Genomic DNA, 26,090 nt, shown 5'->3' on the forward strand with positions numbered 1-26,090 from the left:
GGTGTTCATCCTGATACTAGTAGGCCAAGGCGAGGCGGAAATGCAGGCGGTTGGCGCCCCGCTGTCCCGTGTCGCCGCCATTGACGACATGGGCGTAATCGAGTTGCAGATTGGCGTCGCGGCTCAGCAGCAAACGCAGGCCGAGGCCACCGCTGCCGATGCCTTGCGACGCGCTTTCGCCAGGCAGCGCATGGTTGCGGCGCAGCCAGGCCGTGTCATAGAACGCCAGCGCGCGGCACTGGTAGCCGAGCGCCCGGCCGCACCAGTTCGGCGTGTACCATTCCAGGTTCAGGTTGACGCCCGAATCGTTCGATACCTCGCGCTCGGCAAAGCCGCGCACGGACGCGGCGCCGCCGGCGCCGAACTGCTCGCCCGGCACCAGCGCGTCCGGCGTGACTTGCGCATTGACGAGCGCGCGCCACTGCCAGTCGCCGGCCAGCACGCGCCCCGTGCTGGCGCTCAGTCGCAAGGTGTTGTAGGCGGCCTTCGCATGCGCGCGCACCCGGTCGAAATCGGCTTGCGCGCCGTGCTTGCCGCCAGGGATATTGTGCGCAAAGGTGACCGCCACGCTTGTCTCGCCCGTGGGCAAGGTCCAGTTGCCGATGTAGCTGACGCTGAGCGGATGCACGGTGACGTCGGCGCCCAGTTCCATGCCGAACAGCTGCACGCTGTTGCGGTAAGCCTTGTAATCGATGCCGTACACGAGCTTGGGTTCGAAGTCGCCGCTGCGGGCAAAGTTCTGGTTGTAGCGGATGCCGGCCATGCTGCCCTGGCCGCTGACGGCCAGGTCGAAGATGCCGGCCGAGACACTGCCCGAATCGACGTTCGAATAGCTGGCGAAAAAGTCCATCGAGTCGCCCAGCGCATACAGCGGCAAGTGATAACCGGCGCCATACACGCCCACCTTGTCCGGCTTTTCCAGGCTGCTCGTGTATTGCAGGCTGGCGACATGGTCGCGGCCAAACAGATTGGCATGCTGGAGCACCACGCCCACGTGCGTCTTGCCCGTTTGCGCATTCCCCGTATTGTCCACGTTGAGCATGGCTTTCCAGGGCTTTTCATCGGCCACCGTGACGAGGGCATCGATGGTGCCTGCCGGTTCATCGGCCTGCAGGCGCACTTCGATCTTGCGCGCCGGGTTTTCATTGGCCAGCTTCAGGCTTTGCGACAGGGCCGGCAGGTTCGGCGTCTCGCCTTCGCGCAGGGCTGGCAAGGCGCGCCGCACGTTGGCCTCGTCGACATACGCGTTGCCGCTGATGGCGAGCTTGCCCAGCGGCGTTTGCAGCACGCTCAGGCGCACCACGCCCCGTTCCAGTTCCTGCTCGGGCAATTGCACCTGCACGGCGCTGTAACCGCGCTCGCGGTAAGCCGATTCCAGCGCCTCGACGGCGCGGGCGATGTCGGAAAAATCGCGCTGCACGCCCGTAAAGGGCGCCAGCAGGGCTTGCACCTGCGCGGACGTGAGCAGGGTATTGCCCTGGACGTCGAAACGGCGGATTTCGAAGCGCGGCACGCCGTCTTCCTGCGCGGCAGGAGCGGCGTCATCCATGGAAACGGCAGCGCCGGCGGCGCCGACGGCGAACAGCAGCGCGGAACCCGCAAGCAGGTGCACCAAACGATATGTCATGTGAAGGATTTCTGGTGTAACCGGACAAGCGCGCGGCCCGCGGGCGCCTGCATGTCCGACAATGGATTGAAGACAAATTTTAGACGGCTTTTAGTTTCCAGTCAGAAATTTCTAACATTTCCCCCTGATTTTTATCGCAACGCAACAAACAGTGCGCCGAGAATGGTGAAAAATGCCGCAATGGCCGGCCTATTTGCTATGCAATTCCGTCACGCCATCCCAGCCGGCGGGCGGCGGCGCGTTCTGGTATTGCTCCAGGCGCGCCGCGTACAGCACGTACAAGCCATCGTCGGGAAAGTCCGCCCGCAGGCGGGCCAGCTGCGCGCCAGCCGCCGCCCAGTCGCGCGCGCGCAGACTGGCCAGCACGGCATGCCATCGCTCGAGCTGCGCCAGTTCGGCGGCAGCGGCGCCGGCCAGCGGGCAGCGCGGCTCGAAAATGGCCACCGCTTCCTGCTTGCCCACCACTCTGACGCGGTCGAGCTCGCGGTATAGAAAGTCCGGGGCGGCGGCGCGCGTGGCCTCGCCCACGACGATGCCCACGCCATACAGCTTGCTGGCCCCTTCCAGGCGCGCGGCCAGGTTGACGCTGTCGCCCATCACGGTATAGGCGCGGCGGATGCGCGAACCCATGTCGCCCACATGCATGGGCCCCGTATTGATGCCGATGCCGATGCGCAGCGCCGGCCAGCCGCGTGCGCAAAACTGCCGGTTCAGCCGCGCCGCGCTGGCCTGCATCAGCAGGGCGCTGGCCACGGCACGGCTGGCGTGATCGCCAAAGGCGACGGGCGCGCCCCAGAATGCCATCACGGCGTCGCCGATGTATTTGTCCAGGGTGCCGCCATGGCTGTCGCGGATATCTTCCGACATGGCCGTCAGGTATGCATTGATGTATTCGCGCAGGGCGGCCGGCGCCAGTTGCTCGGAAATGGCCGTGAAACCGCGCACGTCGGCAAACAGCACCGTCAGTTCGCGGTTCTCGCCCTCCATCGTGTAGCGGCGCGGATCGTCGGCCATCTCGGCCACCAGCTCGGGCGCCACGTATTCGCCGAAGCGCGCCACCAGCGCGCGTCCCTTGCGCACCTCGAAAAAGTAACCCCATGCCAGGTTGGCGATGAACAGCGCAACGATCAGCAACAGCAGCACGGCGCCGCCCAGCACCAGGTCGTGCGCGGCGTACAGGTACAGGTTGATGCCGATGGCGGCCGCCAGCGCGCCCAGCGTCGCCAGCATCACGCCGGCCGGCGGCAGCACGGCCAGGGCGCCCGCCAGCAGCAGGCCAAACAGCACGATCTGCACCAGTTCGAGCGCCAGCGCATAATCGGGCCGCGCCTTGAAGCGCCCGTCGAGCATGGACTTGATCAGGTTGGCGTGCACCTCCACCCCCGGATATTCGGCATTCACGGGCGTGGCGCGGATATCGTTCAAGCCGGGCGCCGTCGTGCCCACCAGCGCGATGGCCCCCTTGAGCAGCGCGGGGGGCACCGTGCCGGCCAGCACGTCGGACGCCGACACGTAACGGAAGGCGCCGCCATCGGGACCGCCCGCGCCGCGGTACTGCACCGTCGTCGTCAAGGCTTCGCCCACGGGGATCGCCAGCGCGCCGCGCGGCGTAAACAGCATGATGTGTTCGAGGCCGCCGCTGGCCAGTTCGCGCGCCGACAGGGTATCGGCCGTGCCCGTGAAACGGGGGGCGATGGCGCGCGCCTGCAGGTAGACGGCGACGGTGGCCAGCGACAGCGAAGGATAATAGCCGTCGCCGATGCGCGCAAGCAGGGTCGAGGAACGCACGACGCCATCGGCATCGGTCAGCGCCGTGAAAATGCCGGCGCCCTGCGCGGCGGCCTGCAGGGGCGCGATATTGGCTTCGTAGCCGCGCGCCACGTAAGCCGTCACCGTGCGCCCGTTCAAGTCCGCGACGGTAAAGGCGGGCTTGGGCAGCACGCCCTTCCTTTGCTGCGCCGAGACGCTGTAGCCGAGCACCACGGGCCGGCCCCGCATGGCTTCGGCGAACAGGCCATCGTAATCCATGGCCGGGCGCAGTTTTTCCAGCTGCGCAGGCAAGCCGGCCACGCCCGCCAGTTCGCCCTGCGCCAGTCCTTGCAGCACGGCGTAGCCGGAACTGGTGTCCGCTTCGGGAAACGCAATATCGAAGCCCAGCGCGGCCACGCCGTAATGCCCGGTGAGCTGGCGCACCAGGCGCGCCTGCACATCGCGGCTCCAGGGAAAACGGCCCACCCGGGCCAGGCTTTGCTCGTCGATGTCGACGATGACGATGCGGCGGTCGAGCTGCGGCGTTTCCGCGCGCATGCGCCAGTCACCCAGCATGGCGTCCAACCGCGCGATCGTGTCGTTGCCCGCCAGGCACAGCACGGCAGCCGCCAAGGTCAGCATTATGCCCAGCAGCGTTCGCACCCCATGCTTGCGCCAGGCCAGCGACAGCGTCACGGGGTATAGCCCGGAATGGCCGCCTCGTCGACGGCATCGATCTGGCTCGGATGCATGTGCTTTTCAGCGAAGGTCAGATACACTTTGCTGCGGATGAAAACGTCGAACAGCTCCGGGTCGATATGCCCGTTCAGGCTGAAATTGCCGAGGATGCGCAGCGATTCGGACAGCGACTTGCCCTTCTTGTAAGGCCGGTCGCGCGCCGTCAGCGCCTCGAAAATGTCGGCGATGGCCATCAGGCGCGCCGGCACCGACATCTGCTCTTTCGTCAGCCCGCGCGGATAGCCCTTGCCATCCATGCGCTCGTGGTGGCCGCCCGCGTATTCGGGCACCTTTTGCAGGTGCTTGGGCCACGGCAGCGCTTCGAGCATGCGGATCGACACGCTGATATGGTTGTTGACGATGGCACGCTCGGCCGCCGTCAGCGTGCCGGCGCGGATGGTCAGGTTTTCCGTCTCGTCGGCGTCGAGAAAATCGCGCAGTTCGCCGTCAGCCGCGCGCCAGCGGCGCCTGGCGATCTGCCGCACGCGCTCCTGGTCGGCATGCGCCATGCTCTCGCCGCCGATGTTCACCGTGCGGATGAAGTCGCGCTCTTCGCGCAGCGCGGCCTGTTCCAGTGCCAGCGCATGGGCGATGGCCTCTTTTTGCCGCGGCTGCGCCGCCTGCTGGCGCAGGGCCGCGATCTCGGCGTCGCGCAGCAGGACTTCATAGCGCGTGTCGATCAGGGCGATGCGGTCGAAAATGGTTTCCAGCTTGGTGGCCTTGTCGACCACGTGCACGGGCGTGGTGATCTTGCCGCAGTCGTGCAGCAGGCCGGCCAGCCACAGCTGCTTACGCTCGTTGTCGCTGAGCCGGAAATCGGCCAGCGGCCCTGTTTGCGTGGCGTGCGCGGCGTCGGCCAGCAGCATCGTCAGTTCGGGCACGAACTGGCAATGCCGTCCCGTGTACGGCGACTTTTCATCGATGCCGATATTGATCAGGGTAACGAGCGATTCGAGCAGCTCTTCCAGCTGCGAGATCAGCAATTGATTCGTCAGCGCCACGCCCGCCTGCGCGGCCAGCGCCTCGATGAAGCGCTGGTCGGTGGAGGAAAAGGCGCGCACCTGGCCCGTCTCGCCATCCTTGGCATTGACCAGCTGCAGCACGCCGATCAAGTCGCCCTCATGGTCGCTCATGGGCACCGTCAGGATCGATTGCGTGTGGTAGCCGTGGTGGCGGTCGAACTCGCGCATGCCGGAAAAATTGAAGACCTCGTCGCGGTAGACGTCGGCGATATTCACGCTGCGGCGCATGTTCGCCGCATACGCGGCCACCGATGCCAGGTTGGGCTGGTCCGCGCCATCGAACAGGGGCACGCCAGGCAAGCCCATGTCCGCCCCCTGCGCGATGCCCAGACTGTCGTTGACGCTGATGTCGAACGCCAGCTGGCGGCCCTCGAGCGCGGGCCGGTACAGGGTGGCGCCATCGGCGCCGCTCATGCCTTTCGCCAGCAGCACGATGCGCTGCAACAGCGCGCCAATGTCGTGTCCCTCGCCGCCCAGGCCGTGGCCGAGCGCGACGCTGAGTTCGGTCAATTGCTCCAGTCTGTGGGCGATTTTCTCAGGGTGCAACTGAGGCATGTTGGTGGCAATCAGGTAATGGACAAGCAAAAAAGGGGAAGTCGGCAAGCGCCAGTGTAACGGCCGTCCCGCGCACTGTACATTACTTAGTCACAACAAAATGAAATTACTTTCCGTATCACAACACGCATAAATGTTGCCGCCAATCTCATTAATTAGAATAGAATCAACAATAATTACACTGTAACAAGGTACTGAATGAAATTCACGTTCAGGGGCGTGCGCGGCTCCATCCCCTCCCCCGGCCCGCGCACGGCGCGCTATGGCGGCAACACCACGTGCATCGAGGTGCGCACCGACAACGATAGCCTGATCATTCTCGATGCGGGCAGCGGCATCTTTTCGCTGGCACAGCAACTGCCGCCGGGCCAGCCCGTCGACGCGCACGTCTTCATCACGCACAGCCACTGGGACCACATCCACGGCTTGCCCATGTTCTCGCCTCTGTTCGTGGCCGGCAACCGCATGCGCCTGCATGGCGCCTTTGACGGCATCAGCGGGCGCGGCATCGAGCACGTGATGGCGGTGCAGCTGCAAGGCAGCTATTTTCCCGTCAGCGAAGCGGCCATGGCGGCCAGCATCGAGTACCGCACCCTGGCGCCCGGCGAAGCCGTCGACGTGGGCGGCGCGCGCGTGCGCGGCGCGGAAATGAACCATCCTGTCGTCAACCTCGGCTACCGCATCGACTGCGGCGGCGCCTCGCTGTTTTTCAGCGGCGACCATGAACCGTTCTACAACCTGCATCCGCCCGGCCACGCCGAGCATGCGGCCTGCGCGGCGCGCAATGCGCAGCGACAGGCCGGCATCGACGCGCTCGTCGCCGGCGTCGACGCGCTGATCATGGATTGCTCGTACACGCGCGAGGAATACCCGGGCAAGCAGGGCTGGGGCCACGGCACCTTCGACGCCGCCTTCGACCTGGCCCTGCGCTGCGGCGCGCGGCGCCTGTACTGCACCCACCACGAACCGACCCGCAGCGACGAGCAGCTCGAAGCCGTGTTTGCCGACGTGATGGGCCGCTACAGCAGCCGCCTGGCCGGTTTGCAAGTGTTCCTCGCCAGCGAGGGACTGACGGTGGAACTGGCCGGCGCATAAAAAAAGGGAACCTTTTGGTTCCCTTTTTTTATACATGCGCCTAGTTGGCCAAGGCCCTCTGAAAACCGTAGCGAGCAAGCCCGATATCGGATTGAGTAGCGGAGCTGTACTTTAGTACAGTGAGCAACGGAGATTCGATAGTGGGCTGCGCAGTAGGTTTGCAGAGGTGCCTTACATGATATGCTGGCCAATCCACCAGGCGACTGCGGCAACAAACGCGGAGGCGGGAATAGTGAATATCCAGGCCCAGACGATGTTGCCCGCCACGCCCCAGCGCACGGCCGACATCTTCTGCGACGAGCCGACGCCGACGATGGCGCCCGTGATGGTGTGCGTGGTCGACACGGGAATACCCAGCGCCGTCGAAACGAACAGGGTGATCGCGCCGCCCGTTTCGGCGCAGAAGCCGCCGACCGGTTTCAGCTTGGTGATCTTCTGGCCCATGGTCTTGACGATGCGCCAGCCACCGAACAGGGTGCCAAAGCTGATGGCCGTGTAGCACGAGATGATGACCCACATCGGCGGCATGGCGTCGGCCGAACTGGAGTAGCCGGCGGCGATCAGCAGCATCCAGATGATGCCGATGGTTTTCTGCGCATCGTTGCCGCCGTGGCCCAGGCTGTAGGCGGCCGCCGAGACCAGCTGCAAACGGCGGAACCACTTGTCGACCTTGCGCGGCGTCGAACGCACGAATATCCATGACACGATCAGCATCATGATGGAGCCGAACACGAAGCCCAGTACCGGTGCGATGACGATGAAGGCGACGGTTTTCCACAGGCCGGCCGCGACCAGCGCGCCCGTGCCGGACTTGGCGACGGCTGCGCCCACCAGGCCGCCGATCAGGGCGTGCGAGGACGACGATGGAATGCCGTAGTACCAGGTAAACAAATTCCAGAAGATGGCGCCCATCAGCGCGCCGAAGATCACGTACTGGTCGATCACTGCCGGATCGATGGTGCCCTTGCCCACCGTGGCGGCCACGGTCAGCTGGTGGAACACGAAGATGGCGACGAAGTTGAACGTGGCGGCCATGGCAACCGCGGTCTGCGGTTTCAATACGCCCGTCGAGACCACCGTGGCAATCGCGTTGGCGGCATCGTGGAAGCCGTTCATGAAGTCAAACAGCAGCGCCAGGACGATCAACAGGCCTAGCACGTAGATGCTGATTTGTATGGTCATTATAGTTTCTTTTCTGATTCTGGTTCAGGACAGGCCCAACGCTTACGCGTTTTCGACGATGATGCCTTCGATAATATTGGACACGTCTTCGCAACGGTCGGTCACGGTTTCCAGAATTTCGTAGATCGCTTTCAGCTTGATCAGGTTGCGCACGTCCGGTTCGTCGCGGAACAGCTTGGACATGGCGGCGCGCATCACGTGGTCGGCATCCGATTCCAGGCGGTCGATCTCTTCGCAGATGGCGACGATCTTGCGCGAGTTGTCCATGTTGTGCAGCATGGCGACGGCGTCGCGCACTTTTTCGGTACAGGCCAGCACCAGTTCGGCCAGGCGCTTGGCTTCCGGCGTGACGGCCTTCAGGTCGTACAGCGAGACGGTTTGCGCCGCATCTTCCAGCAGGTCGAGGATGTCGTCCTGGCGCGTGATCAGCTGATGGATGTCATCGCGGTCGATCGGCGTGATGAAGGTCTTGTGCAGCATTTCCACGGTGGCGTAGGTGACTTTGTCCGCCTGTTTCTCGATGCTTTCGATCGCATGCACGCGGTTTTCCAGGTCGTCGAAATTGGTCATCAGGCCGAGCATCTCTTTGGCGCCCTTGACGCACAGTTCCGCGTGCTGGTTAAACAATTCAAAAAACTTGCCCTCAGTGGGCATCAAGCGTCCAAACATGTCATTCTCCGTTAAGCATTGAGTCGTGTTATTTACTACAGAAAGCCGCCCCGTTGCCGGGGCGGCCGATGGAATTGCCAGTGCTGCTGAGTCTTAGTCGCCTTGGTAAAGCGCCAGGCCACCACTGTAATTGCCAAATTTGGTGTACTGCCCCATGAAGGTGAGGCGGATGCTGCCGATTGGACCGTTACGTTGTTTACCGATGATGATTTCGGCCGTTCCCTTGTCCGGCGAGTCGGGGTTATACACCTCGTCGCGGTAAATGAACAGGATCACGTCGGCATCCTGCTCAATAGCGCCCGATTCGCGCAAGTCGGACATGACAGGACGTTTGTTCGGGCGTTGTTCCAGCGAGCGGTTCAGCTGGGACAGCGCGATCACGGGGCATCCGAGTTCTTTCGCCAGGCCTTTCAAGCCCCGCGAAATCTCGGAAATCTCCGTGGCGCGGTTGTCGCCCGGCGTATTGGCCGACATCAGTTGCAAGTAATCGACGATGATCAGGCCCAGCTTGCCGCATTGACGCGACAAACGGCGCGAGCGGGCGCGCAATTCGATGGAATTGAGCGCCGGCGTTTCATCGATGTACAACTGCGCGTCGTTCATCTTCTGGATCGCATTCGTCAGGCGCGGCCAGTCTTCGTCGTTCAGGCGGCCAGTACGCAAACGGTGCTGGTCCAGCTGTCCGACGGAGCCGAGCATACGCATGGCCAGCTGGGCGCCGCCCATCTCCATCGAGAACACGGCCACGGGCAAGCCGCTGTCGATGGCCACGTTTTCGCCGATGTTGACGGAAAACGCCGTCTTGCCCATCGAAGGACGGCCCGCCACGATCACCAGGTCGCCCGGCTGCAGACCCGAGGTCATGCGGTCGAGGTCGATGAAACCGGTGGGCACGCCCGTGATTTCACTCTGATTGTCGCGGCTGTACAGTTCGTCGATGCGTTCGACCACTTGCGTCAGCAGGGGCTGGATGGCGGTCCAGCCCTGGGCGCCGCGCGCGCCTTCTTCGGCGATGGCGAAAATCTTCGATTCGGCCTCGTCAAGCATCTGCTTGACTTCCTTGCCTTGCGGGCTGAAGGCCGTGCCGGAGATATCGTCGGCGACGGTGATGAGCTTGCGCAGCACGCCGCGGTCGCGCACGATCTCGGCGTAGCGCCGGATGTTCGCGGCCGATGGCGTGTTTTGCGCCATGGCGTTCAGGTAAGCGAGTCCGCCCACGTCATCGGCCTTGCCGAGCTGGGTCAGGGTTTCAAAAACAGTAATGACATCGGCTGGCTTGGAAGCGTTAACCATCTTGACGATTTGCTCGAAGATGATGCGATGGTCATAGCGATAGAAATCCTCCGCATGCATGAAGTCGGCGATGCGGTCATACGCGGCATTGTCGCGCAGCAGACCACCGATGACGGATTGTTCTGCTTCGATCGAATGCGGCGGAATACGGAGGGAATCCAGTTGCGGATCAGAGGGGGCGTTCATGGCGCGAATTATACCCGCTTCGGCGTGCTGGCAAAAATAAAGGGCTGAAATTGAGCGAAAAAAAGGCCACAAAAAAGCCGGGCGAACCCGGCTTTTCATAGTGCGGCAATGCTTGCGGGCCAGGCCCGCAGACAATTACGCGTTCGCGTCTGGAACGACAGCGATAACAACTTCCACGACCACGTCGGTGTGCAGAGCAACCGAAACGTTGTGCTCGCCAACGATCTTCAGCGGGCCGGTAGGCATGCGGATTTGTGCTTTTTCAACAGCAAAACCTTGCTTGGTCAGCGCTTCAGCGATGTCGAAGTTGGTGACGGAACCGAACAGACGGCCATCAACACCAGCTTTTTGAGCAACTTGAACGGTCAGGCCGCTCAGTTTTTCGCCCTGGGCTTGCGATGCGGCCAGTTTGGCGGCAGCAGCTTTTTCCAGTTCGGCGCGCTTGACTTCGAATTCAGCCACAGCGGTTGCCGTGGCACGACGTGCCAGGCGTTGTGGGATCAGGAAGTTACGTGCGTAACCGTCTTTGACTTTGACGACTTCGCCGAGGTTACCGACGTTAACAACTTTTTCTAACAGAATGATTTGCATAGTTCTTCTCCAGGAATATCTGACCGATTAAGCGTGGTGCAGATCGGTGTATGGCAGCAGCGCGAGGAAGCGAGCGCGCTTGATTGCGGTGTCAACTTGGCGCTGGTAGTGCGCTTTGGTACCGGTCAGGCGTGCTGGCATGATCTTGCCGTTTTCTTGGACGAAGTCTTTCAGCGTGTCGACGTCTTTATAGTCGACTTGCTCAACGTGAGCTGCGGTGAAGCGGCAGAACTTCTTGCGTTTGAACAACGGGTTTTGCTGTTTGCGTTTTTCTTTAAGCTTGAGCTTATTTTTGTCGAACTTTTTACCGAATGCCATGTCAGGCTCCTGTATCTAAAATGCGCTAGTCAGAATTGACTGCACTAAAATCAATGATGTGAAACACCAAACTCTTGCTGTTGCGGCTCTTCCTGGCCAGGAAACCCGTGAACTGATACACCCCGCCCAAGCTTGCCTGACTGAACCTGCCTGAGATTTCGCCAGCGGCTAGCGCGGCAACATCAAACTCGGTCAAACGGGCAATCCCTGCTTCCATCTGCTGCGAACTGTGTTGCAATACTGCATTCACAATCGGCAGCCCTGCCGGGGTATAGCGCAATATTTCGCGCTCGGCAATGATGGCGGTGACTTGTAGCTGGTTCAGCGCACGATCCTGGTCAAGAATTAAGCTGCTGCTGCGGCTGGAGCGGCTGCTGGTGCTTCGGTGCGGTGGCTTTTGGCCGCGTCTTCGCGTTGTACCGATTTCATCATCGGCGAAGGAGCTGTTTCAGCTTTCTTCATTTTAACGGTCAGGTGACGCAACACGGCATCATTGAATTTGAATGCTGTTTCCAACTCGACCAGGGTCTCGTTGTCGCATTCGATGTTCAGGCAGATGTAGTGTGCTTTAGGCAGCTTTTGGATCGAGTAAGCCATTTGACGGCGGCCCCAATCTTCCACGCGGTGAACCGAACCGCCGCGGGTGGTTACGCTGGCTTTGTAGCGTTCGATCATCGCGGGCACTTGCTCGCTTTGGTCCGGATGGACGATAAAGACTATTTCATAATGACGCATGCAAACTCCTTCAGGTCGGATTGATAATCGCCCACCCCGGCGTCAAGACGGGTGTGGGAAGGTCAGCCGAAGATTATAACCGCCTTTTGCAAACGTTTCAATCATTGCTTGCGCCGGCGCCCGAAAAGCCCGCGCGCCACCGTGCTTTCCGCCCGTGGACAAGTATTTCTTGCGAAATTCGCCTAAAACACGGAAATCCCCTTGCATAGTGGGCGATACTGTACAAAAATACAGACTGTTCATATAGACAGCATTTTAGTATGCACCCACCGCTCATGATCAAGCTGACAGCACGACAAGAACAAATCCTGAACCTGATCAAGGACGCGATTGAAAACACGGGCTTTCCTCCTACCCGTGCCGAAATCGCCAATGAACTGGGTTTCAAATCGGCCAATGCGGCCGAAGAGCATTTGCAGGCCCTGGCCCGCAAGGGCGCGATCGAGATTTCGCCCGGCACCTCGCGCGGCATCCGCCTGATCGGCGCGGCGGCAGAAGCACCGCCATCGAAAGTGCCGGCGGCGCTGCTGATGTCGCTGCCCCTGATCGGCCGCGTGGCTGCCGGTTCGCCCATCCTGGCCCAGGAAAACCTGGAAGCGAGCTACAACGTGGACCCGGCCCTGTTCTCGGCCAAACCCGACTTCCTGCTGAAGGTGCGCGGCTGGTCCATGCGCGACGCCGGCATCATGGATGGCGACTTGCTGGCCGTCAAAAAGGTCGACAGCGCCAAGAATGGCCAGATCGTCGTCGCCCGCATCGGCGACGAAGTCACCGTCAAGCGCTACAAGAAGACGGGCTCCGTCATCGAACTGCTGCCGGAAAACCCGGACTTCAAGGTGATCACCGTGTCGCCGGAAGACGAGTTTGCCCTGGAAGGTTTGGCCGTGGGGCTGATGCGCAGCTGGCATTGATTGAGCGCGCCCTCATAAACCTACTGCGCAGCCCACTCTCGGGCATCCGTTGCTCGCTAGCTGGGCGCCCCCGTACAATGTACAGCTCCGCTACTCAACCCGATATTGGGCTTGCTCGCTACGGTTTCTGAAGGCACGAAGACATTACCATTGAACGGCGAAAAACAAAGGGCCGCAACAGCATGACTGTTGCGACCCTTTTCATTTATCCGGCTACTTATACATCGAGTGCGAGTGCCTGGCGGAAATCCTCAAGCAGATCCACCTCATCCTCGATACCGACGGAGACGCGGATCAGCGATTCGGCGATGCCCATGCTGGCGCGCCGCTCGGCACCCATCTCATAGAAAATCGTGTGGGCGACGGGAATGACGAGGGTGCGCGTGTCGCCGAGGTTGCTCGCGGGAATGGCCAGGTTCAAACGATTGAGGAAATCGAAGCAGTCGATGCCATCCTTCAGCTCAAAGCTGAACAAGGAACCATAGCTGCGGAACAAGTCCGTCGCCAGCGCGTGCTGCGGGTGCGACGCCAGGCCCGGGTAATGCACGGCCGCCACTCTCGGGTCGGCCTGCAGCATGGTGGCCAGCGCCAAAGCGTTCGAGCAGGTGCGGTCCATGCGCAAAGCCATGGTTTCCGCGCCGACAGCGATATGGTGCGCCGCTTCCGGCCCCAGCGAAGCGCCGAAGTCGCGCAAGGCCTTGGCGCGGATTTGCGCGATGCCCCACTGGGCCGGCGCCGCCTTCTTGTAATTTTCAAAGATGTTCGGATACTGCGTCCAGTCGAACACGCCCGTGTCCGTCAAGCTGCCGCCCAGGGCATTGCCGTGGCCGCCGATGGATTTCGTCAAGGCATTGACCACCAGGCCCGCGCCCACGGCTTTGGGGCGGAACAGATATGGCGTCGTCATCGTGTTGTCGACGATGTACAAAATGCCCTTTTCGCGGCACAAGTCGCCGATTTTTTTCAGGTCGGCGATTTGCGTGCGCGGATTGGCGATGGTTTCCACGAACACGATGCGCGTGGCCGGCGTAATGGCGGCCGCCACGTTGGCGACGTCCGTGGCGTCGACGAACGACACGGCCATGCCCTGCCCCGTCACCGTTTGCCACAGGCTGTTGGTGTTGCCAAACAAAAAGGCCGACGACACGACATGGTCACCCGCGCGCAGCAGCGATTGCACGACGGCGCCGATGGCGCCCATGCCGGTGGCGAAGCACAAGGTCGCCACGCCGTCTTCCATCTTGTTGATCTTGTCTTCCAGCGCGGAAACGGTCGGGTTGCCCTGGCGACCGTAGCGGAAACCCGCTTCCTTGCCCTGGAACACGGACGCGAGCTGGCGCGCATCGGCGTAACCGAAAGCAACGGAAGTATGCACGGGCTTGTGCAGCGAGCCGTGTTCGATCCCCTTGCGGCGGTCGTTGTGCAGGATGGTGGTGGTGAAGCCGTAGTTTTTTTTGGTGGTCATGGTGGAAGTTCCAAATACTCGTCTTGCCGCTTAACCCAAGGCAAGTGCCGGGGTCAGACCCAGCGGATCTGACCCCGAAAAAAAAGCCCGGCAATAGCCGGGCCTAGAATCAAGCCTCGGTAGTAGCGAGGTTCAGGTTCAGCTGGGAACGCGGCGTATCTTCGGGCGCTGCCGCCTTCGGATGGTGGCGCGCATATTCCAGGCGGTCCAGGTATTCCTGCGACACGTCGCCCGTCACGTAGACGCCATCGAAGCACGAGGCCTCGAAGTTCGTCAGGGCCGGGTTGACGTCGGCGATCGCCTGCTTCAGCGCGCCGATATCCTGGTACACCAGGTAGTCGGCCGTGATTTCGCGGCACACTTCTTCCGTCGTGCGGCCGTAGGCGATCAGCTCGTCGCGCGTCGGCATGTCGATGCCGTACACGTTCGGGTAGATCACCGGCGGCGCGGCCGAAGCGAAGATGACCTTCGTCGCGCCCGCTTCGCGCGCCATCTGCACGATTTCACGGCTGGTGGTGCCGCGCACGATGGAATCGTCGACCAGCAGCACGACTTTATCCTTGAATTCGGAGGGGATCGCGTTGAGCTTCTGGCGCACGGATTTCTTGCGCGCCGCCTGGCCCGGCATGATGAAGGTACGGCCGATGTAGCGGTTCTTGATGAAGCCTTCGCGGTATTCGATGTTCAGCGCCATGGCCAGCTGGATGGCGGCCGGACGCGAGGAATCGGGAATCGGCATGACCACGTCGATATGCACGCCCGGCAGTTCGGCGCGGATCTTTTCGGCCAGGTATTCGCCCATTTTCAGGCGCGTGGCGTACACGGAAGCGCCGTCGATGACGGAGTCGGGACGGGCCAGGTAGACGAATTCGAACACGCACGGGTTCAGGCTCGCATTGTCGGCGCACTGGGCGCTGTGCAATTTCTTGTCGGCATCGATAAAGACGGCTTCGCCGGGACCGATGTCGCGCACGAAGCGGAAGCCCATGCCTTCCAGGGCCACGGATTCGGAAGCGATCAGGTATTCGGGACCTTGCTCCGTTTCATTGATGCCCAGGCACAACGGACGGATGCCATGCGGATCGCGGAAGGCCAGCAAGCCCACGCCGGCGATTTGCGCAACGGCGGCGTAACCGCCCTTGACGCGGCGGTTCAGCACGGTAACGGCCTTGAAGATGGCTTCCGGGTCCAGGTTCAGGCCCGTCGTCGCTTCCTGGATTTCATGCGCCAGCACGTTAAGCAGCACTTCCGAATCGGAATCGGTATTGATGTGGCGGCGGTCGTTCTTGAACATTTCCAGCTTCAACTGCTCCCAGTTGGTCAGGTTGCCATTGTGCGCCAAGGTGATGCCGAACGGCGCATTCACATAGAACGGTTGTGCTTCCTCTTCGCTCGACGAACCGGCCGTCGGGTAGCGGCAATGGCCGATGCCCGTCGTGCCTTGCAGCGAACGCATGTTGCGCGTACGGAAGACGTCACGCACGAGGCCGTTGGCTTTGTGCATGGAAAACATACTGCTGTGATTGGTCGCAATCCCTGCCGCGTCCTGACCGCGATGTTGCAAGAGCAACAATGCATCATAGAGCAATTGATTGACAGGTTGATGGGAAACGACGCCGACGATGCCACACATGGTGTGCTCCTAAACTGTGCTACTGATTTTAAAAAAATTCAAAATTTCACATGCTGCGCGTAAGCGGCAGGCAGATAAGGCTTGATGGCGCGCGCGCCCTGCTCGGCGAGCGGGCTGAGCTGCGCATTTTTCCAGAATGGCTGCTGCGGTATGGAAGTCATGCCACACAAGATGACGGCGGTCAGCACGATCACAAGGCCCCGCGCCACACCGAACAGAGTGCCCAGGGTGCGGTCGGCCAGGCTCAGGCCCGTCACCTTGACGAGCGCGTCGACCGTCATGGACAACAATCCCATCAAAATGCGCACGCCGATGAACAGCACGACGAAAGCCAGCAACAAACGGATGGCTTCGCCAGGCACGGCTTCCGGCAGGAATTTCGCCAGGGTAGCGCCATAGGCGTTGGCAATGACGAACGCCACGATCCAGCTGACCAATGACAGGATTTCCTTGACCAGGCCACGCATCATGCTGATCAGCACGGACGTCACCAGCACGAACAGCACCAGGTAATCGAAGATCGTCACGCGCGTTCAGCCTTGCAACATCACGCCGGTACCAGGCTGCCGCCCAGGCCCAGCTTTTGCAGCTTGGCGCGGGTCTTTTCAGCGTCTTCGCGGCTGCCGAACGGCCCCACGCGCACGCGGATGCGCTCGCCCGCCGGGCTCGAGACTTTCTGCGTGTACGACTTGATGCCCGCATCGCGCAGCTTGTACTGCAATTCGTCGACCTTGTCCTGCGTCGCCAGCGCCGCCACCTGCACCACGAACTTGCCGCTGCCCGCGTCATGTGCCTTGTCTTGTGCTTTCTCTTGCGGCTTGCCTTCCAGAATCGCCAGCGCGCGCGCGGCATCGTCGGCCGATTGCGCCGGTTTGGCAGGCTTCGGCTCGGGCTTGGCTTCCGGCTTTACTTCATGCTTGGGCTCAGGCTTGGGTTCGTGTTTCGGCTCCGGCTTGGTTTCGTGCTTCGGTTCCACCTTGACCGGCTTGGGTTCAGGCTTGGGCTCGGGTTTCGGTTCCACATAGGTCGGTTTGACCGGTGCGGGCTGCGCGGCGGCCAGCACGGGGGCCGGTGCGGGTGTCGGTGCAGGGGTCGGCTTGGCCGCAGGCGGCAGCGGCGCATCGACGATTTCCTCGGACTGGTCCAGGCCATTCGCTGCGGCCTGGGCCGGGACGGCCGGCACGGGCGCCGGTGCAGGCGCGACGGCCTTTTCCTTCGACGGAATATCGATGGCGATATCGTTGAACGGCGCCTTCGGCTCGGAATCGAGCAGCATCGGCAAGCCGACGGCCACGCCCAGGGCCAGGGCAATGGCCCCGACCAGGCGGCGGCGTGCGCGCTTTTTTTCAGGCAAGACCGGATCCGGCGCTTCCTTGCCGCCACGGCGCGATCCGCCGCCACCGGCCGTGTTGGCGGCGCGCTTGCGGGTCGGCGACTGTGCTTCGCCAGGGACATAAAAGCCGCTGTCTTCGCCAGAGGATTCTTGCTTGTTTTTAAACAGTTTCGAGAACAAGCCCATGCGTGATTTTCAGTCGAGTGCGTTTCAGTGAAGTGAGGATTTTCGGGCCTTCATCACGCCGGCTACGGTGAGGAAAGAACCAAAGACCACAATTCTATCATTCTCACCGGCCCGGCTCATTGCATTTGCAAAAGCTTGTGCCGGATCATCGAAAATAGACACAGTATGTTCGCTGCTGTCGGGCTTATCTTCGAGCATGATCTGCACCTTGGCGGCCAGCTCGGAAGCCGTGGCCGCGCGCGGCGACGGCAGGCCCGTCAGACACCAGTGATCGACGTGTTCGCTCATCGCGGCCAATACGCCATCGATATCCTTGTCCTGCATGGAGCCGAACACGGCATAGGTGTACGGGTGGAAACCCATATTGCCGAGGTTCTGGTTCAATGCCGAGGCCGCGTGCGGGTTGTGCGCCACGTCGAGGATCACGCTGGGGCGGCCAGGCAAGACCTGGAAGCGGCCCGGCAGTTCCACCGTCACGAGGCCCGTGCGCACTTCCTGCGCACCCACGGGCAGCTTCAGCTTCAGCACTTCCAGCGCGGCCAGCACGGCCGTCGCATTGAGGATCTGGTTGGCGCCACGCAAGCTTGGATACGCGAGCGAATTGCGGCGCTGCTCGCGCCCGCCGTAGTTCCACTGCTGCTTGTCGCCCGAGTAATTGAAATCGCGGCCCATCAGCCACAGGTCGGCGCCGATGGCCTCGGCATGGTCGATCAGCGATTGCGGCGGCACGGGGTCGCTGCAGATGGCCGCCTTGCCCGGACGGAAGATACCGGCCTTTTCAAAGCCGATCGCTTCGCGCGTGTCGCCCAGGTAATCCGTGTGGTCGATGTCGACGCTGGTGACGATGGCCACGTCGGCATCGATCACGTTGACGGCGTCCAGGCGCCCGCCCAGGCCCACTTCCAGGATGGCCACGTCCAGCTTCGCCTGCGACAGCAGGTGCAAAATCGCCAGGGTGGTGAATTCGAAATACGTGAGCGGCGTGTCGCCGCGCACGGCTTCAACAAAGTGGAAGCCGGCGACGATCTGTTCGTCGCTGGCCATCTCGCCCAGCACGCGGGCGCGCTCATTAAAATCGAGAAAATGCGGCTTGATGTACAGCCCTACTTTGTAGCCAGCGCGCAACAGTACCGATTCCAGCATGGCGCAGGTGGAACCCTTGCCATTCGTGCCCGCCACCATGATCACGGGGCAAGTAAACGCCAGCTGCATGCGCGCCTTGACGGCTTGCACGCGGTCCAGGCCCATGTTGATCTGGGTTTCCGAATGGCGGGTTTCCAGCATGGCGAGCCAGTCCGGCAAGGTGGTGGGGAGGTTTTGCATGGGAGACTTCTTGATGAGGAGACAGTGCGCGAGGCGCGGAGACGGTGTTGCGTGGCAACCGGGCGGGTCCGCAGGACACCGCCCGGCCTGTTACTTTGGCGTTACGCCAACACTTCCACAGCCTGGTTTTGCAACAAGGCCAGCAGACGGGCGATTTCTTCGCGCATCTTGCGGCGGTCGACGATCATGTCGACGGCGCCCTTGGTGACGAGGAACTCGGCGCGCTGGAAGCCTTCCGGCAGTTTTTCGCGCACGGTGTTTTCAATCACGCGCGGGCCGGCAAAGCCGATCAGCGCTTTTGGTTCGGCGATGACGACGTCGCCCATGAAGGCGAACGAGGCGGACACGCCGCCCATGGTCGGGTCGGTCAGCACGCTGATGAATGGCAATTTCTTTTCGGACAGCTTGGTCAGCATGGCCGTGGTTTTCGCCATCTGCATCAGGGACAGCAAGCCTTCCTGCATGCGCGCGCCACCGGTGGCGGTGATGCAAATGAACGGCACTTTCTGTTCCAGCGCGATTTGCGCGCCGCGCACGAAGCGCTCGCCCACGACGGAGCCCATGGAGCCGCCCATGAATTCGAATTCGAAGCACGCCACCACTACCGGCAGGCTCATGATGGCGCCGCCCATGACGACCATCGCATCCGTCTCGCCCGTCGCTTCCATGGCGGACTTCAGGCGGTCAGGGTATTTCTTGCTGTCCTTGAATTTCAAGGTATCGACGGGCAGGATTTCCTGGCCGATTTCATAGCGGCCGCCCGCGTCGAGCAGGCTGTCGAGGCGTTCACGCGCGCGGATGCGCATGTGGTGGTCGCATTTCGGGCACACGTGCAGATTCGATTCCAGGTCCGTACGGTACAGCACGGCTTCGCACGACGGGCACTTGACCCACAGGCCTTCCGGCATGGTTTTGCGCGCGGCAGCATCAGAACGCTGGATGCGCGGTGGCAGCAGTTTTTCCAACCAACTCATATTTTCTCCTTGGGCCCTTGTAGGGGTAGCGTCGGTGGACGCCCCCGGCAGACGGTAAACGGCAACGCCCCCATAGGGCGCCACCAGAAATTTTATCTATTGCACAATTACAGGCAAATCAGTGGCCGAAGTGTAGCCGTTTATCGCCGGGCTGTCGAACTTTGCCGTCAACGCATCTTGCGTAAACAGCAAGCTTGCTCAGGCGTCCAGTGCGGCGCGGATGCCTGCCGTAAAGCTGCGCACGGCGTCGACGGCGCCGCCTGCCGGGGCATTTTCAATTTCCTGGATGATGCGGCTGCCGATCACGACGGCATCGGCCACCTTGGCAACGGCCTTGGCCGTGGCGCCATCGCGGATGCCGAAGCCCACGCCGATAGGTAATTTTACATGCTGGCGGATGGCGGCGAGGCGCTCGGCCACCTGTTCCGTATCAATGTTGCCCGCGCCCGTGACGCCCTTGAGCGACACATAATAGCTGAAGCCGCCGCCAACCTTGGCCACTTGCGCGATGCGCTCTTGCGTTGAAGTGGGCGCCAGCAGGAAGATCAGGTCGAGGCCCGCTTCGCGCATGGCGGCCGCGAATTGCTCGCACTCTTCCGGCGGATAGTCGACGACGATGGCGCCGTCGGCGCCGGCCGCTTGCGCCGCTGCAATGAACGCGGCGCTGCCGATGCGTTCGATGGGGTTGGCATAGCCCATCAGCACCACGGGCGTCGTCTGGTTCGTCTCGCGGAACTGGCGCACATAGCCGAACACGTCGTGGATGCCGACGTTGAATTTCAAGGCCCGTTCGCAGGCGCGCTGGATGACGGGGCCTTCGGCCATGGGATCGGAAAACGGCACGCCCAGCTCGAGCACGTCGGCGCCGCCCTCGACGAGCGCATGCATCAAAGGCACGGTGGCGTCGGGGCCGGGGTCGCCGGCGGTGATGAAGGTGACCAGGCCGGTCTTGTTGTTCGATTTTAAAGTGGCGAAGGTAGTGGCGATACGGGACATGGGATGCTTTCTTTATCGGTGGAGGGTGTCGGATTACGCGCTTGCGCGCTAATCCGACCTACGCAATACTGGAGTTGTCAGTTATTTAACTGAAATTCAATCCCATACGCTCCGCCACGGTATGCATGTCCTTGTCGCCACGGCCCGACAGGTTGGCCAGCACGATCTGGTCTTTCGGCAAGGTGGCCGCCAGCTTGGCCGCGTAGGCCAGTGCGTGCGACGATTCCAGGGCCGGGATAATGCCTTCGATATGGCAGCAGTCGTGGAAAGCCTGCAGCGCTTCGTCATCGGTGATCGACACGTATTGCGCGCGGCCCGAGTCTTTCAGCCACGCATGCTCCGGTCCCACGCCCGGGTAGTCGAGGCCGGCCGAGACGGAGTGCGTCTCGATGATCTGGCCGTTTTCATCCTGCAGCAGATAGGTGCGGTTGCCGTGCAGCACGCCCGGGAAGCCGGCCGTCAGCGAAGCCGAGTGCTTGCCCGTGTCGAGTCCTTCGCCGGCCGCTTCCACGCCGATCAGTTTTACCTCTTTCTGGTCGATATACGGGTAAAAGATGCCCATGGCGTTCGAACCGCCGCCGATGCAGGCCAGCACGTAGTCGGGCTGGCGGCCCGTCATTTCCGGCATTTGCACCAGGCATTCCTCGCCGATCACGGACTGGAAGTCGCGCACCATCATCGGGTACGGGTGCGGGCCGGCCACGGTGCCGATGATATAAAAGGTGTTTTCAATGTTGGTGACCCAGTCGCGCATGGCTTCGTTCAGCGCATCCTTGAGGGTCTTGGAGCCCGACTCGACGGGCACGACGGTGGCGCCCAGCAATTTCATGCGGTACACGTTCTGCGCCTGGCGCTTGACGTCTTCGCTGCCCATGTAGACCACGCACTCGAGGCCGAAGCGGGCGCAGATGGTGGCCGTGGCCACACCGTGCTGGCCCGCGCCCGTCTCGGCGATGATGCGCGGCTTGCCCATGCGCTTGGCCAGCAGGGCCTGGCCGATCACGTTGTTGATCTTGTGCGCACCCGTGTGGTTCAAGTCTTCGCGCTTGAAATAGATCTGCGCGCCGCCGGCCAGCTCGGACCAGCGCTTGGCGTGGTAGATCGGCGACGGACGGCCGACAAAATGTTTCAGCTCGTAGCGGAATTCTTCGAGGAATTCCGGGTCGGCGCTGTAGCGGGCGTAGGCGTCTTTCAGCTCGGCCAGCGCATGCGTGAGCGTTTCGGCAACAAAGGAGCCGCCGTAGGGGCCGAAGTGGCCGCGCAGGTCGGGAAACGGGTAGTCGGTGGCGTGGAACAATGCGGCGGCTGCGCCGGGCGCTGTAGTATGGTCATTCATGGTTGTTTCCTCTGGCAATGATGGCATCGGCATCCCGCACCGCGGCGATAAACGCGCGGACTCGGGATGCGTCCTTGATGCCCTTGGACGCTTCGACACCACTGCTGATGTCGACGGCGTAAGGGCGCACGCGCACCACTGCGTCAGTCGCGTTTTGTACGCTCAAGCCACCACTTAAAACGACCCGAGGCGCGAGTTCTTCTGGAATGAGGGACCAATCAAATACCTTTCCTGCACCGCCATAGGCATCCACATAGGTGTCCAGCAAGAGGCTGGCAAACAAGGGACTGGCGGCGCGATAGCGCTGTTCGTATTCTAGCAAATCTTCAAAGCTGGTGTCGGGTTTGACGCGGAACACTTGCGTAAACGGCGTATTCACGGCAGCGGCCAGCGCGGCGCTGTGTTCGGGCGTCTCGTCGCCATGAAATTGCAGCATCGATAAGGGCGCAACGGCCCTGGTCGCCCGCACCTCGTCCACGCTGGCATTGACGAACAGGCCCACCGCCGTCACGTAGGGCGGCACGGCGGCGATCAGGGCAGCTGCCTGTTCGGGCGTCACGTAGCGGGGGCTTTTCGGATAAAACACGAAGCCGATGGCGTCGGCGCCGGCCGCCACGACAGCGTGAATGTCTTCTACTCTGGTCAGGCCGCAGATCTTGATGCGTGTGCGTGGCATGGCAATCCTTTATTTAATTTGATGCGGATCAAAACCAGGGCAAGGCGCTGCTGCTGTCTTGCGGCAATGCCCATTTCGGATCGTAATCGATCTGCGCCAGGTACAGGCCGTCCGGCATGAAGGTGGGCGCGGCCGCGTGGCGATCCTTGCTTTCCAGCAAATGCCCGAGCCATTCCGGCTTTTCGCGCCCCGTGCCGATGTAGACGAGCGAGCCAACCAGGTTGCGCACCATGTGGTGCAGGAAGGCATTGGCCGTAATCGTAAAAATGACGCAATCGCCGCGCCGCTCGATGCGGATATCATGCATGAGCTTGACGGGCGACTTGGCCTGGCATTGCGCGGCGCGGAAGGCCGTGAAATCGTGCCACCCCAAGAGCGGCTGCACGGCCTGGCGCATCAGTTCCACGTCCAGCGGGCGGAAAAAGAAGCCGGCACGCCCTTCCACCAGCGGCGAACGGGTGGCGTTGTTGTACAACACATAATGATAGGTGCGCGCGCGCGCGCTGAAGCGGGCGTGGAAGAAATCATTGACCGTCGGGTCGCCTTCGAGTTCCCTGGCCCAGCGCACGGCGATGGATTTCGGCAGGAAGGCGTTGACGCCGCGCACCCACGAGTGCACGTCGCGGTTCAGTTCCGTATCGAAATGCACGACTTGCTCGAGCGCATGCACGCCCGTATCCGTGCGGCCGGCGCAGGTGGTGGCCAGGCGCACGCGGGCAAACTGCTCCAGCGCGTTTTCCAGCTGGTCCTGCACCGTCTGCCCGTCTTCCTGTTTCTGGTATCCATGCCAGGCCGTGCCGTCATACTGCAGGCCGAGGACGATACGCTTCAATGGCGTTGCTGTCGTAATATTTTGCATCGAAGCATTATACCGGCGCGCAGGCGGCCCTGCCCTCCGACCACACAAGCGCCTGAGACGGCGTTCAGGGCCAGGCGCGCGGTCGAAGACAGTACGACCAGTACGGCGAAACCGCGCAACGCCGCCATGGACGTCGTATCGACGCTTGACTTAGCTGAGCAGCGCACGCATGGTATTGGCCTTGGCAACCTGCTCTTCGCTGCCGCCCTTGATGACCTCATCGATCAGCTCGCGCGCGCCTTCCTTGTCGCCGATTTCCTGATAGGCGATCGCCAGGTCCAGCTTGGTATCCATTTCCATGTGGATGGCCGACAGCGGGTCGTCCACGCCCACGCTGGCCGTCTTGCCATCGTTGAGGTCCAGGTCGATGCCGGACAGGTCGAACTCCTGTGCCGGCGGTATGGCTTCCGGCAAGGATGCAGGCGTTTGCGCGTCGTCGAACAGGCTGTCGAGGGAAGGCTCGGCCGCCGCGACCGGCGCGGCAGCCGGCGCCACGGGTTCGTCGAGGTCGAAATGGGCCAGGTCGACATCCTTCAGCGGATCAGGCAACGGCGTCAGGCCGGCGCCCACGCCATTGACGGGGCCGGCAGGCGGCTCCAGGTCCAGGCCGAAATCCATGCTGGCGTCATAGTGCGCATCCTGCGTGGTAGCCTGCGGCTTGCTGTCCGGTCCCGGCATGACGATCGGGTCGGTGGTAGAAACAGGCTCGAAATCGAGGCTGTCGAGGTCGAAATCGAGGGGGTCGCGCGCATCGCGGGCCGTCACGGAAGACACCGGCTCGGCCGGCGCCAGGTCGGCCAGCGGTGCCGGCGGCTCGTCTGGCAAGTCCATGCTCTGGCCATGCACATCGTCGCCGGCAGCCTTGCTCAGGCTGACAACGGCGTCGTCTTCCGTATCGCCATACAGGGGATTGGCGGGGTCGAGCGCCAGGCCCAGCGCGGCCGCCTGCGGCCACTCTTCGCCCTGGCCCCGCGTCAGGCTATACAGCTCGCTGGCCTGGTCTTCAAACGCGCGCACGTCGTTGCGGGCCGAATAGATTTCCAGCAGCTTCAGGCGGGCAGCATGGCGTTCCGGGTGGATGCGCAAGGCTTCCTTGAGGATATCTTCCGCCTGGCCATCGCGGCCGTAGGCGATATACACGTCCGCTTCGGCGACCGGGTCCGTTTCATTCGCGTCGAGCATGCTGGCGCCCGCCGCCGCGGCCACGCCGGCAGCGGCGGCGCCCGTACCGAACAGGTGATTGCTCGCTTCGGACTGCTGGTCTTCCGGCGCCAGGCCGGCCGGCGGCGCCACGGGCGCTTCCGGCTCGACCACGGGCGCGATATCTTCGGGCGGCGGCGCATCCTTGCGGCGGCGCGCGACCACCAGCGCGGCCACTGCCGCCAGCAATGCAGCCAGGCCGATGCCAATGGCGCCCAGGTGGTCATTGATCTTGTCGGTGATGGTCGGTTCCAGCGGCGACGGTTTTTTCACCAGCGGCACCGGCTTCGCTTTGGGAACGGGCGGCTGGGCTTCGACTGGCACGCTGGCAACAGCCGGTGCGCTGGCGGCGACCTCGGCCGGTTTGGCGGGCGCCGGGGCGCTCTTGTCGGCCATGGCCTTGCTCTTGACCGCCATCAACTTTTCCAGGTCGCTGACGTTCTTTTCCAGCTCCTTGACGCGGGCAGCCGCTTCATCGACCTGTTTCGCCTTGGCGATCTTGTCTTCCTCGCTGGCCACCGCGCTCTTGCCGGCCGACTTGGCCGCCGGCTCCGCCTTCGACAGTTTCAGCTTGTCTTGCGATTCGCTGACGGCCGTCGGTTTTTCCTGCACCTTCGTCGCGCCGATCTTGCCGGCCGTGCTTTGCGTCGCTTGCGCCGCCTTGGCCGGCTTGCTTTGCGACACCTGGCCCGCCAGCTTGTTACGGTAGGCTTCGAAATCGATGGCGTGCGCCGTCACGATACCCTTCGCTTCCGCCGCACCGGTGGCGCGCACGGTGTCCGCGCCCGGCACGGCCAGGATGCGCCCGGCCTGCATGCGGTTCATGTTCTCGCCCTTGAAGGCGTCGGGATTGGCGCGGTACAGAGCGACTAGCATCATGTCGAGCGAGACGCCCGATGGTTTCAGTTCACTGGCGATGCGGCTCAGGGTGTCGCCCGCCTTGACCTTGTATTCCCCGGCAGGCTTTTTCGCCGCGGCTGGGGCAGCTTCGGCCGCCGCCTTGCCTTTGCCCGGTTCGGCCGGGGCCGTCACTTGCGCGCCGCGCGTCTGGCGCGCTTCCGGCGTGTCGAGCACGAACGCATATTCGCGCACCTGGCGTCCGCTCTTGCTGCTCAGCTCCAGCAACAGGTCGACCATGGGTTCGGCCACCGGCTGCGCCGAGCTGATGCGGATGAAGGGCTTGCCATTGCGGTTTTCCACGGCAAACGTCAGCGCGTTCAACGCGGGATTGAATTCCACGTTGGCCTGGCGGTAGGCATCCGGCGGCGCCAGCTTGGCCAGCAAGCTCGATGCCTCGCCTGGCTTGATGGCCGATAATTCGACCTCGGCGCGCAGCGGCTGGCCGGCGGCGGACAGCACCGTGATCTTGCCCAGCTCGGCTGCGGATGCCGCCGGTGACAATAACACCGCACAGGCGACAGCGCTGCTGAGTGTTTTA

General features: G+C 62.5%; 23 protein-coding genes. 2 read left to right on the forward strand and 21 right to left on the reverse strand.

Annotated elements, in window-relative coordinates:
- Positions 1-16: 16 nt before the first annotated feature.
- The 3 genes from IGS55_RS08275 to IGS55_RS08285 all read right to left on the reverse strand — a co-directional run bounded on the left by IGS55_RS08275 (position 17) and on the right by IGS55_RS08285 (position 5,691).
- Complete coding sequence (locus IGS55_RS08275; protein ID WP_230517340.1) at positions 17-1,627, reverse strand: ShlB/FhaC/HecB family hemolysin secretion/activation protein; 1,611 nt, start codon at positions 1,625-1,627, stop codon at positions 17-19.
- Between the two features lie 189 nt (positions 1,628-1,816).
- Positions 1,817-4,018: a CHASE2 domain-containing protein gene (locus IGS55_RS08280; RefSeq protein WP_230517341.1), complete on the reverse strand. Its 2,202-nt coding sequence runs from the start codon at positions 4,016-4,018 to the stop codon at positions 1,817-1,819.
- Between the two features lie 50 nt (positions 4,019-4,068).
- On the reverse strand, positions 4,069-5,691 hold the full coding sequence (locus tag IGS55_RS08285) for a GAF and HD-GYP domain-containing protein (RefSeq protein WP_230517342.1): 1,623 nt from the start codon (positions 5,689-5,691) through the stop codon (positions 4,069-4,071).
- Between the two features lie 198 nt (positions 5,692-5,889).
- Here IGS55_RS08285 and IGS55_RS08290 point away from each other — a divergent pair, with 198 nt between their 5' ends.
- Complete coding sequence (locus IGS55_RS08290; protein WP_230517343.1) at positions 5,890-6,786, forward strand: MBL fold metallo-hydrolase; 897 nt, start codon at positions 5,890-5,892, stop codon at positions 6,784-6,786.
- A 171-nt stretch (positions 6,787-6,957) separates the two neighbouring features.
- Here the strand turns inward: IGS55_RS08290 and IGS55_RS08295 are convergent, their stop codons facing one another.
- The 7 genes from IGS55_RS08295 to rpsF all read right to left on the reverse strand — a co-directional run bounded on the left by IGS55_RS08295 (position 6,958) and on the right by rpsF (position 11,760).
- Positions 6,958-7,971 (reverse strand): inorganic phosphate transporter, encoded by a 1,014-nt coding sequence (locus IGS55_RS08295; RefSeq protein WP_128142328.1) that lies wholly within the window; start codon positions 7,969-7,971, stop codon positions 6,958-6,960.
- A gap of 39 nt (positions 7,972-8,010) precedes the next feature.
- Positions 8,011-8,637 (reverse strand): DUF47 domain-containing protein, encoded by a 627-nt coding sequence (locus tag IGS55_RS08300; protein ID WP_010400015.1) that lies wholly within the window; start codon positions 8,635-8,637, stop codon positions 8,011-8,013.
- 93 nt (positions 8,638-8,730) lie between these two features.
- Positions 8,731-10,116 carry a replicative DNA helicase gene (locus tag IGS55_RS08305; RefSeq protein ID WP_034750488.1) on the reverse strand — a complete coding sequence of 462 codons (1,386 nt, stop codon included), beginning with the start codon at positions 10,114-10,116 and terminating at the stop codon, positions 8,731-8,733.
- 135 nt (positions 10,117-10,251) lie between these two features.
- On the reverse strand, positions 10,252-10,707 hold the full coding sequence (gene rplI / locus IGS55_RS08310; RefSeq protein ID WP_034783456.1) for a 50S ribosomal protein L9: 456 nt from the start codon (positions 10,705-10,707) through the stop codon (positions 10,252-10,254).
- Positions 10,708-10,734: 27 nt separating this feature from the next.
- The gene (gene rpsR / locus IGS55_RS08315) at positions 10,735-11,025 is read right to left on the reverse strand and encodes a 30S ribosomal protein S18 (RefSeq protein WP_010400024.1); all 291 of its coding nucleotides are present in this window, start codon (positions 11,023-11,025) and stop codon (positions 10,735-10,737) included.
- A gap of 25 nt (positions 11,026-11,050) precedes the next feature.
- Positions 11,051-11,350, reverse strand: coding sequence for a primosomal replication protein N (gene priB / locus IGS55_RS08320; RefSeq protein WP_034783455.1), 300 nt, complete (start codon positions 11,348-11,350; stop codon positions 11,051-11,053).
- A 20-nt stretch (positions 11,351-11,370) separates the two neighbouring features.
- A complete protein-coding gene (rpsF, locus tag IGS55_RS08325) occupies positions 11,371-11,760 on the reverse strand; it encodes a 30S ribosomal protein S6 (RefSeq protein ID WP_034750499.1) in 390 nt (129 codons plus the stop codon).
- Between the two features lie 275 nt (positions 11,761-12,035).
- Here rpsF and lexA point away from each other — a divergent pair, with 275 nt between their 5' ends.
- Entirely contained in the window at positions 12,036-12,671 is a 636-nt protein-coding gene (gene lexA, locus IGS55_RS08330) for a transcriptional repressor LexA (RefSeq protein WP_034750502.1), read from the forward strand.
- A gap of 217 nt (positions 12,672-12,888) precedes the next feature.
- On the opposite strand, the gene IGS55_RS08335 is transcribed toward lexA, so the two are convergent.
- The 11 genes from IGS55_RS08335 to IGS55_RS08385 all read right to left on the reverse strand — a co-directional run bounded on the left by IGS55_RS08335 (position 12,889) and on the right by IGS55_RS08385 (position 26,059).
- Complete coding sequence (locus tag IGS55_RS08335) at positions 12,889-14,136, reverse strand: cystathionine gamma-synthase family protein (RefSeq protein ID WP_230517344.1); 1,248 nt, start codon at positions 14,134-14,136, stop codon at positions 12,889-12,891.
- 109 nt (positions 14,137-14,245) lie between these two features.
- On the reverse strand, positions 14,246-15,769 hold the full coding sequence (gene purF, locus IGS55_RS08340; RefSeq protein ID WP_034750508.1) for an amidophosphoribosyltransferase: 1,524 nt from the start codon (positions 15,767-15,769) through the stop codon (positions 14,246-14,248).
- 38 nt (positions 15,770-15,807) lie between these two features.
- Entirely contained in the window at positions 15,808-16,296 is a 489-nt protein-coding gene (locus IGS55_RS08345) for a CvpA family protein (RefSeq protein ID WP_046685790.1), read from the reverse strand.
- Between the two features lie 20 nt (positions 16,297-16,316).
- A complete protein-coding gene (locus tag IGS55_RS08350) occupies positions 16,317-17,288 on the reverse strand; it encodes an SPOR domain-containing protein (protein WP_230517345.1) in 972 nt (323 codons plus the stop codon).
- Between the two features lie 24 nt (positions 17,289-17,312).
- The gene (folC, locus tag IGS55_RS08355) at positions 17,313-18,611 is read right to left on the reverse strand and encodes a bifunctional tetrahydrofolate synthase/dihydrofolate synthase (RefSeq protein ID WP_230517346.1); all 1,299 of its coding nucleotides are present in this window, start codon (positions 18,609-18,611) and stop codon (positions 17,313-17,315) included.
- Between the two features lie 101 nt (positions 18,612-18,712).
- The gene (gene accD / locus IGS55_RS08360; RefSeq protein ID WP_010400390.1) at positions 18,713-19,585 is read right to left on the reverse strand and encodes an acetyl-CoA carboxylase, carboxyltransferase subunit beta; all 873 of its coding nucleotides are present in this window, start codon (positions 19,583-19,585) and stop codon (positions 18,713-18,715) included.
- Between the two features lie 198 nt (positions 19,586-19,783).
- Positions 19,784-20,581, reverse strand: a complete 798-nt coding sequence (gene trpA / locus IGS55_RS08365) for a tryptophan synthase subunit alpha (protein WP_230517347.1) — start codon at positions 20,579-20,581, stop codon at positions 19,784-19,786.
- 85 nt (positions 20,582-20,666) lie between these two features.
- A complete protein-coding gene (gene trpB / locus IGS55_RS08370) occupies positions 20,667-21,917 on the reverse strand; it encodes a tryptophan synthase subunit beta (RefSeq protein WP_139248182.1) in 1,251 nt (416 codons plus the stop codon).
- Entirely contained in the window at positions 21,910-22,593 is a 684-nt protein-coding gene (locus tag IGS55_RS08375; protein ID WP_230517348.1) for a phosphoribosylanthranilate isomerase, read from the reverse strand. Before IGS55_RS08375 ends, trpB begins: the two co-directional genes overlap by 8 nt.
- A 28-nt stretch (positions 22,594-22,621) precedes the next feature.
- A complete protein-coding gene (truA, locus tag IGS55_RS08380) occupies positions 22,622-23,425 on the reverse strand; it encodes a tRNA pseudouridine(38-40) synthase TruA (RefSeq protein ID WP_034750899.1) in 804 nt (267 codons plus the stop codon).
- 177 nt (positions 23,426-23,602) lie between these two features.
- Complete coding sequence (locus tag IGS55_RS08385; protein ID WP_230517349.1) at positions 23,603-26,059, reverse strand: FimV/HubP family polar landmark protein; 2,457 nt, start codon at positions 26,057-26,059, stop codon at positions 23,603-23,605.
- Between the last annotated feature and the right edge of the window lie 31 nt (positions 26,060-26,090).

It is taken from the genome of Janthinobacterium sp. EB271-G4-3-2, assembly GCF_020858035.1.
In the GTDB taxonomy this organism is placed as follows: Bacteria; Pseudomonadota; Gammaproteobacteria; order Burkholderiales; family Burkholderiaceae_D; genus Janthinobacterium; species Janthinobacterium aestuarii.

Coding starts and splice junctions, on each gene's coding strand:
- trpA (WP_230517347.1), bottom strand. CDS start 20,581: ATGTCCCGTATCGCCACTACCTTCGCCACTTTAAAATCGAACAACAAG.
- rplI (WP_034783456.1), bottom strand. CDS start 10,707: ATGCAAATCATTCTGTTAGAAAAAGTTGTTAACGTCGGTAACCTCGGC.
- IGS55_RS08350 (WP_230517345.1), bottom strand. CDS start 17,288: ATGGGCTTGTTCTCGAAACTGTTTAAAAACAAGCAAGAATCCTCTGGC.
- rpsF (WP_034750499.1), bottom strand. CDS start 11,760: ATGCGTCATTATGAAATAGTCTTTATCGTCCATCCGGACCAAAGCGAG.
- folC (WP_230517346.1), bottom strand. CDS start 18,611: ATGCAAAACCTCCCCACCACCTTGCCGGACTGGCTCGCCATGCTGGAA.
- IGS55_RS08300 (WP_010400015.1), bottom strand. CDS start 8,637: ATGTTTGGACGCTTGATGCCCACTGAGGGCAAGTTTTTTGAATTGTTT.
- IGS55_RS08305 (WP_034750488.1), bottom strand. CDS start 10,116: ATGAACGCCCCCTCTGATCCGCAACTGGATTCCCTCCGTATTCCGCCG.
- IGS55_RS08275 (WP_230517340.1), bottom strand. CDS start 1,627: ATGACATATCGTTTGGTGCACCTGCTTGCGGGTTCCGCGCTGCTGTTC.
- IGS55_RS08290 (WP_230517343.1), top strand. CDS start 5,890: ATGAAATTCACGTTCAGGGGCGTGCGCGGCTCCATCCCCTCCCCCGGC.
- IGS55_RS08280 (WP_230517341.1), bottom strand. CDS start 4,018: ATGCTGACCTTGGCGGCTGCCGTGCTGTGCCTGGCGGGCAACGACACG.
- IGS55_RS08285 (WP_230517342.1), bottom strand. CDS start 5,691: ATGCCTCAGTTGCACCCTGAGAAAATCGCCCACAGACTGGAGCAATTG.
- trpB (WP_139248182.1), bottom strand. CDS start 21,917: ATGAATGACCATACTACAGCGCCCGGCGCAGCCGCCGCATTGTTCCAC.
- rpsR (WP_010400024.1), bottom strand. CDS start 11,025: ATGGCATTCGGTAAAAAGTTCGACAAAAATAAGCTCAAGCTTAAAGAA.
- IGS55_RS08375 (WP_230517348.1), bottom strand. CDS start 22,593: ATGCCACGCACACGCATCAAGATCTGCGGCCTGACCAGAGTAGAAGAC.
- purF (WP_034750508.1), bottom strand. CDS start 15,769: ATGTGTGGCATCGTCGGCGTCGTTTCCCATCAACCTGTCAATCAATTG.
- accD (WP_010400390.1), bottom strand. CDS start 19,585: ATGAGTTGGTTGGAAAAACTGCTGCCACCGCGCATCCAGCGTTCTGAT.
- IGS55_RS08335 (WP_230517344.1), bottom strand. CDS start 14,136: ATGACCACCAAAAAAAACTACGGCTTCACCACCACCATCCTGCACAAC.
- lexA (WP_034750502.1), top strand. CDS start 12,036: ATGATCAAGCTGACAGCACGACAAGAACAAATCCTGAACCTGATCAAG.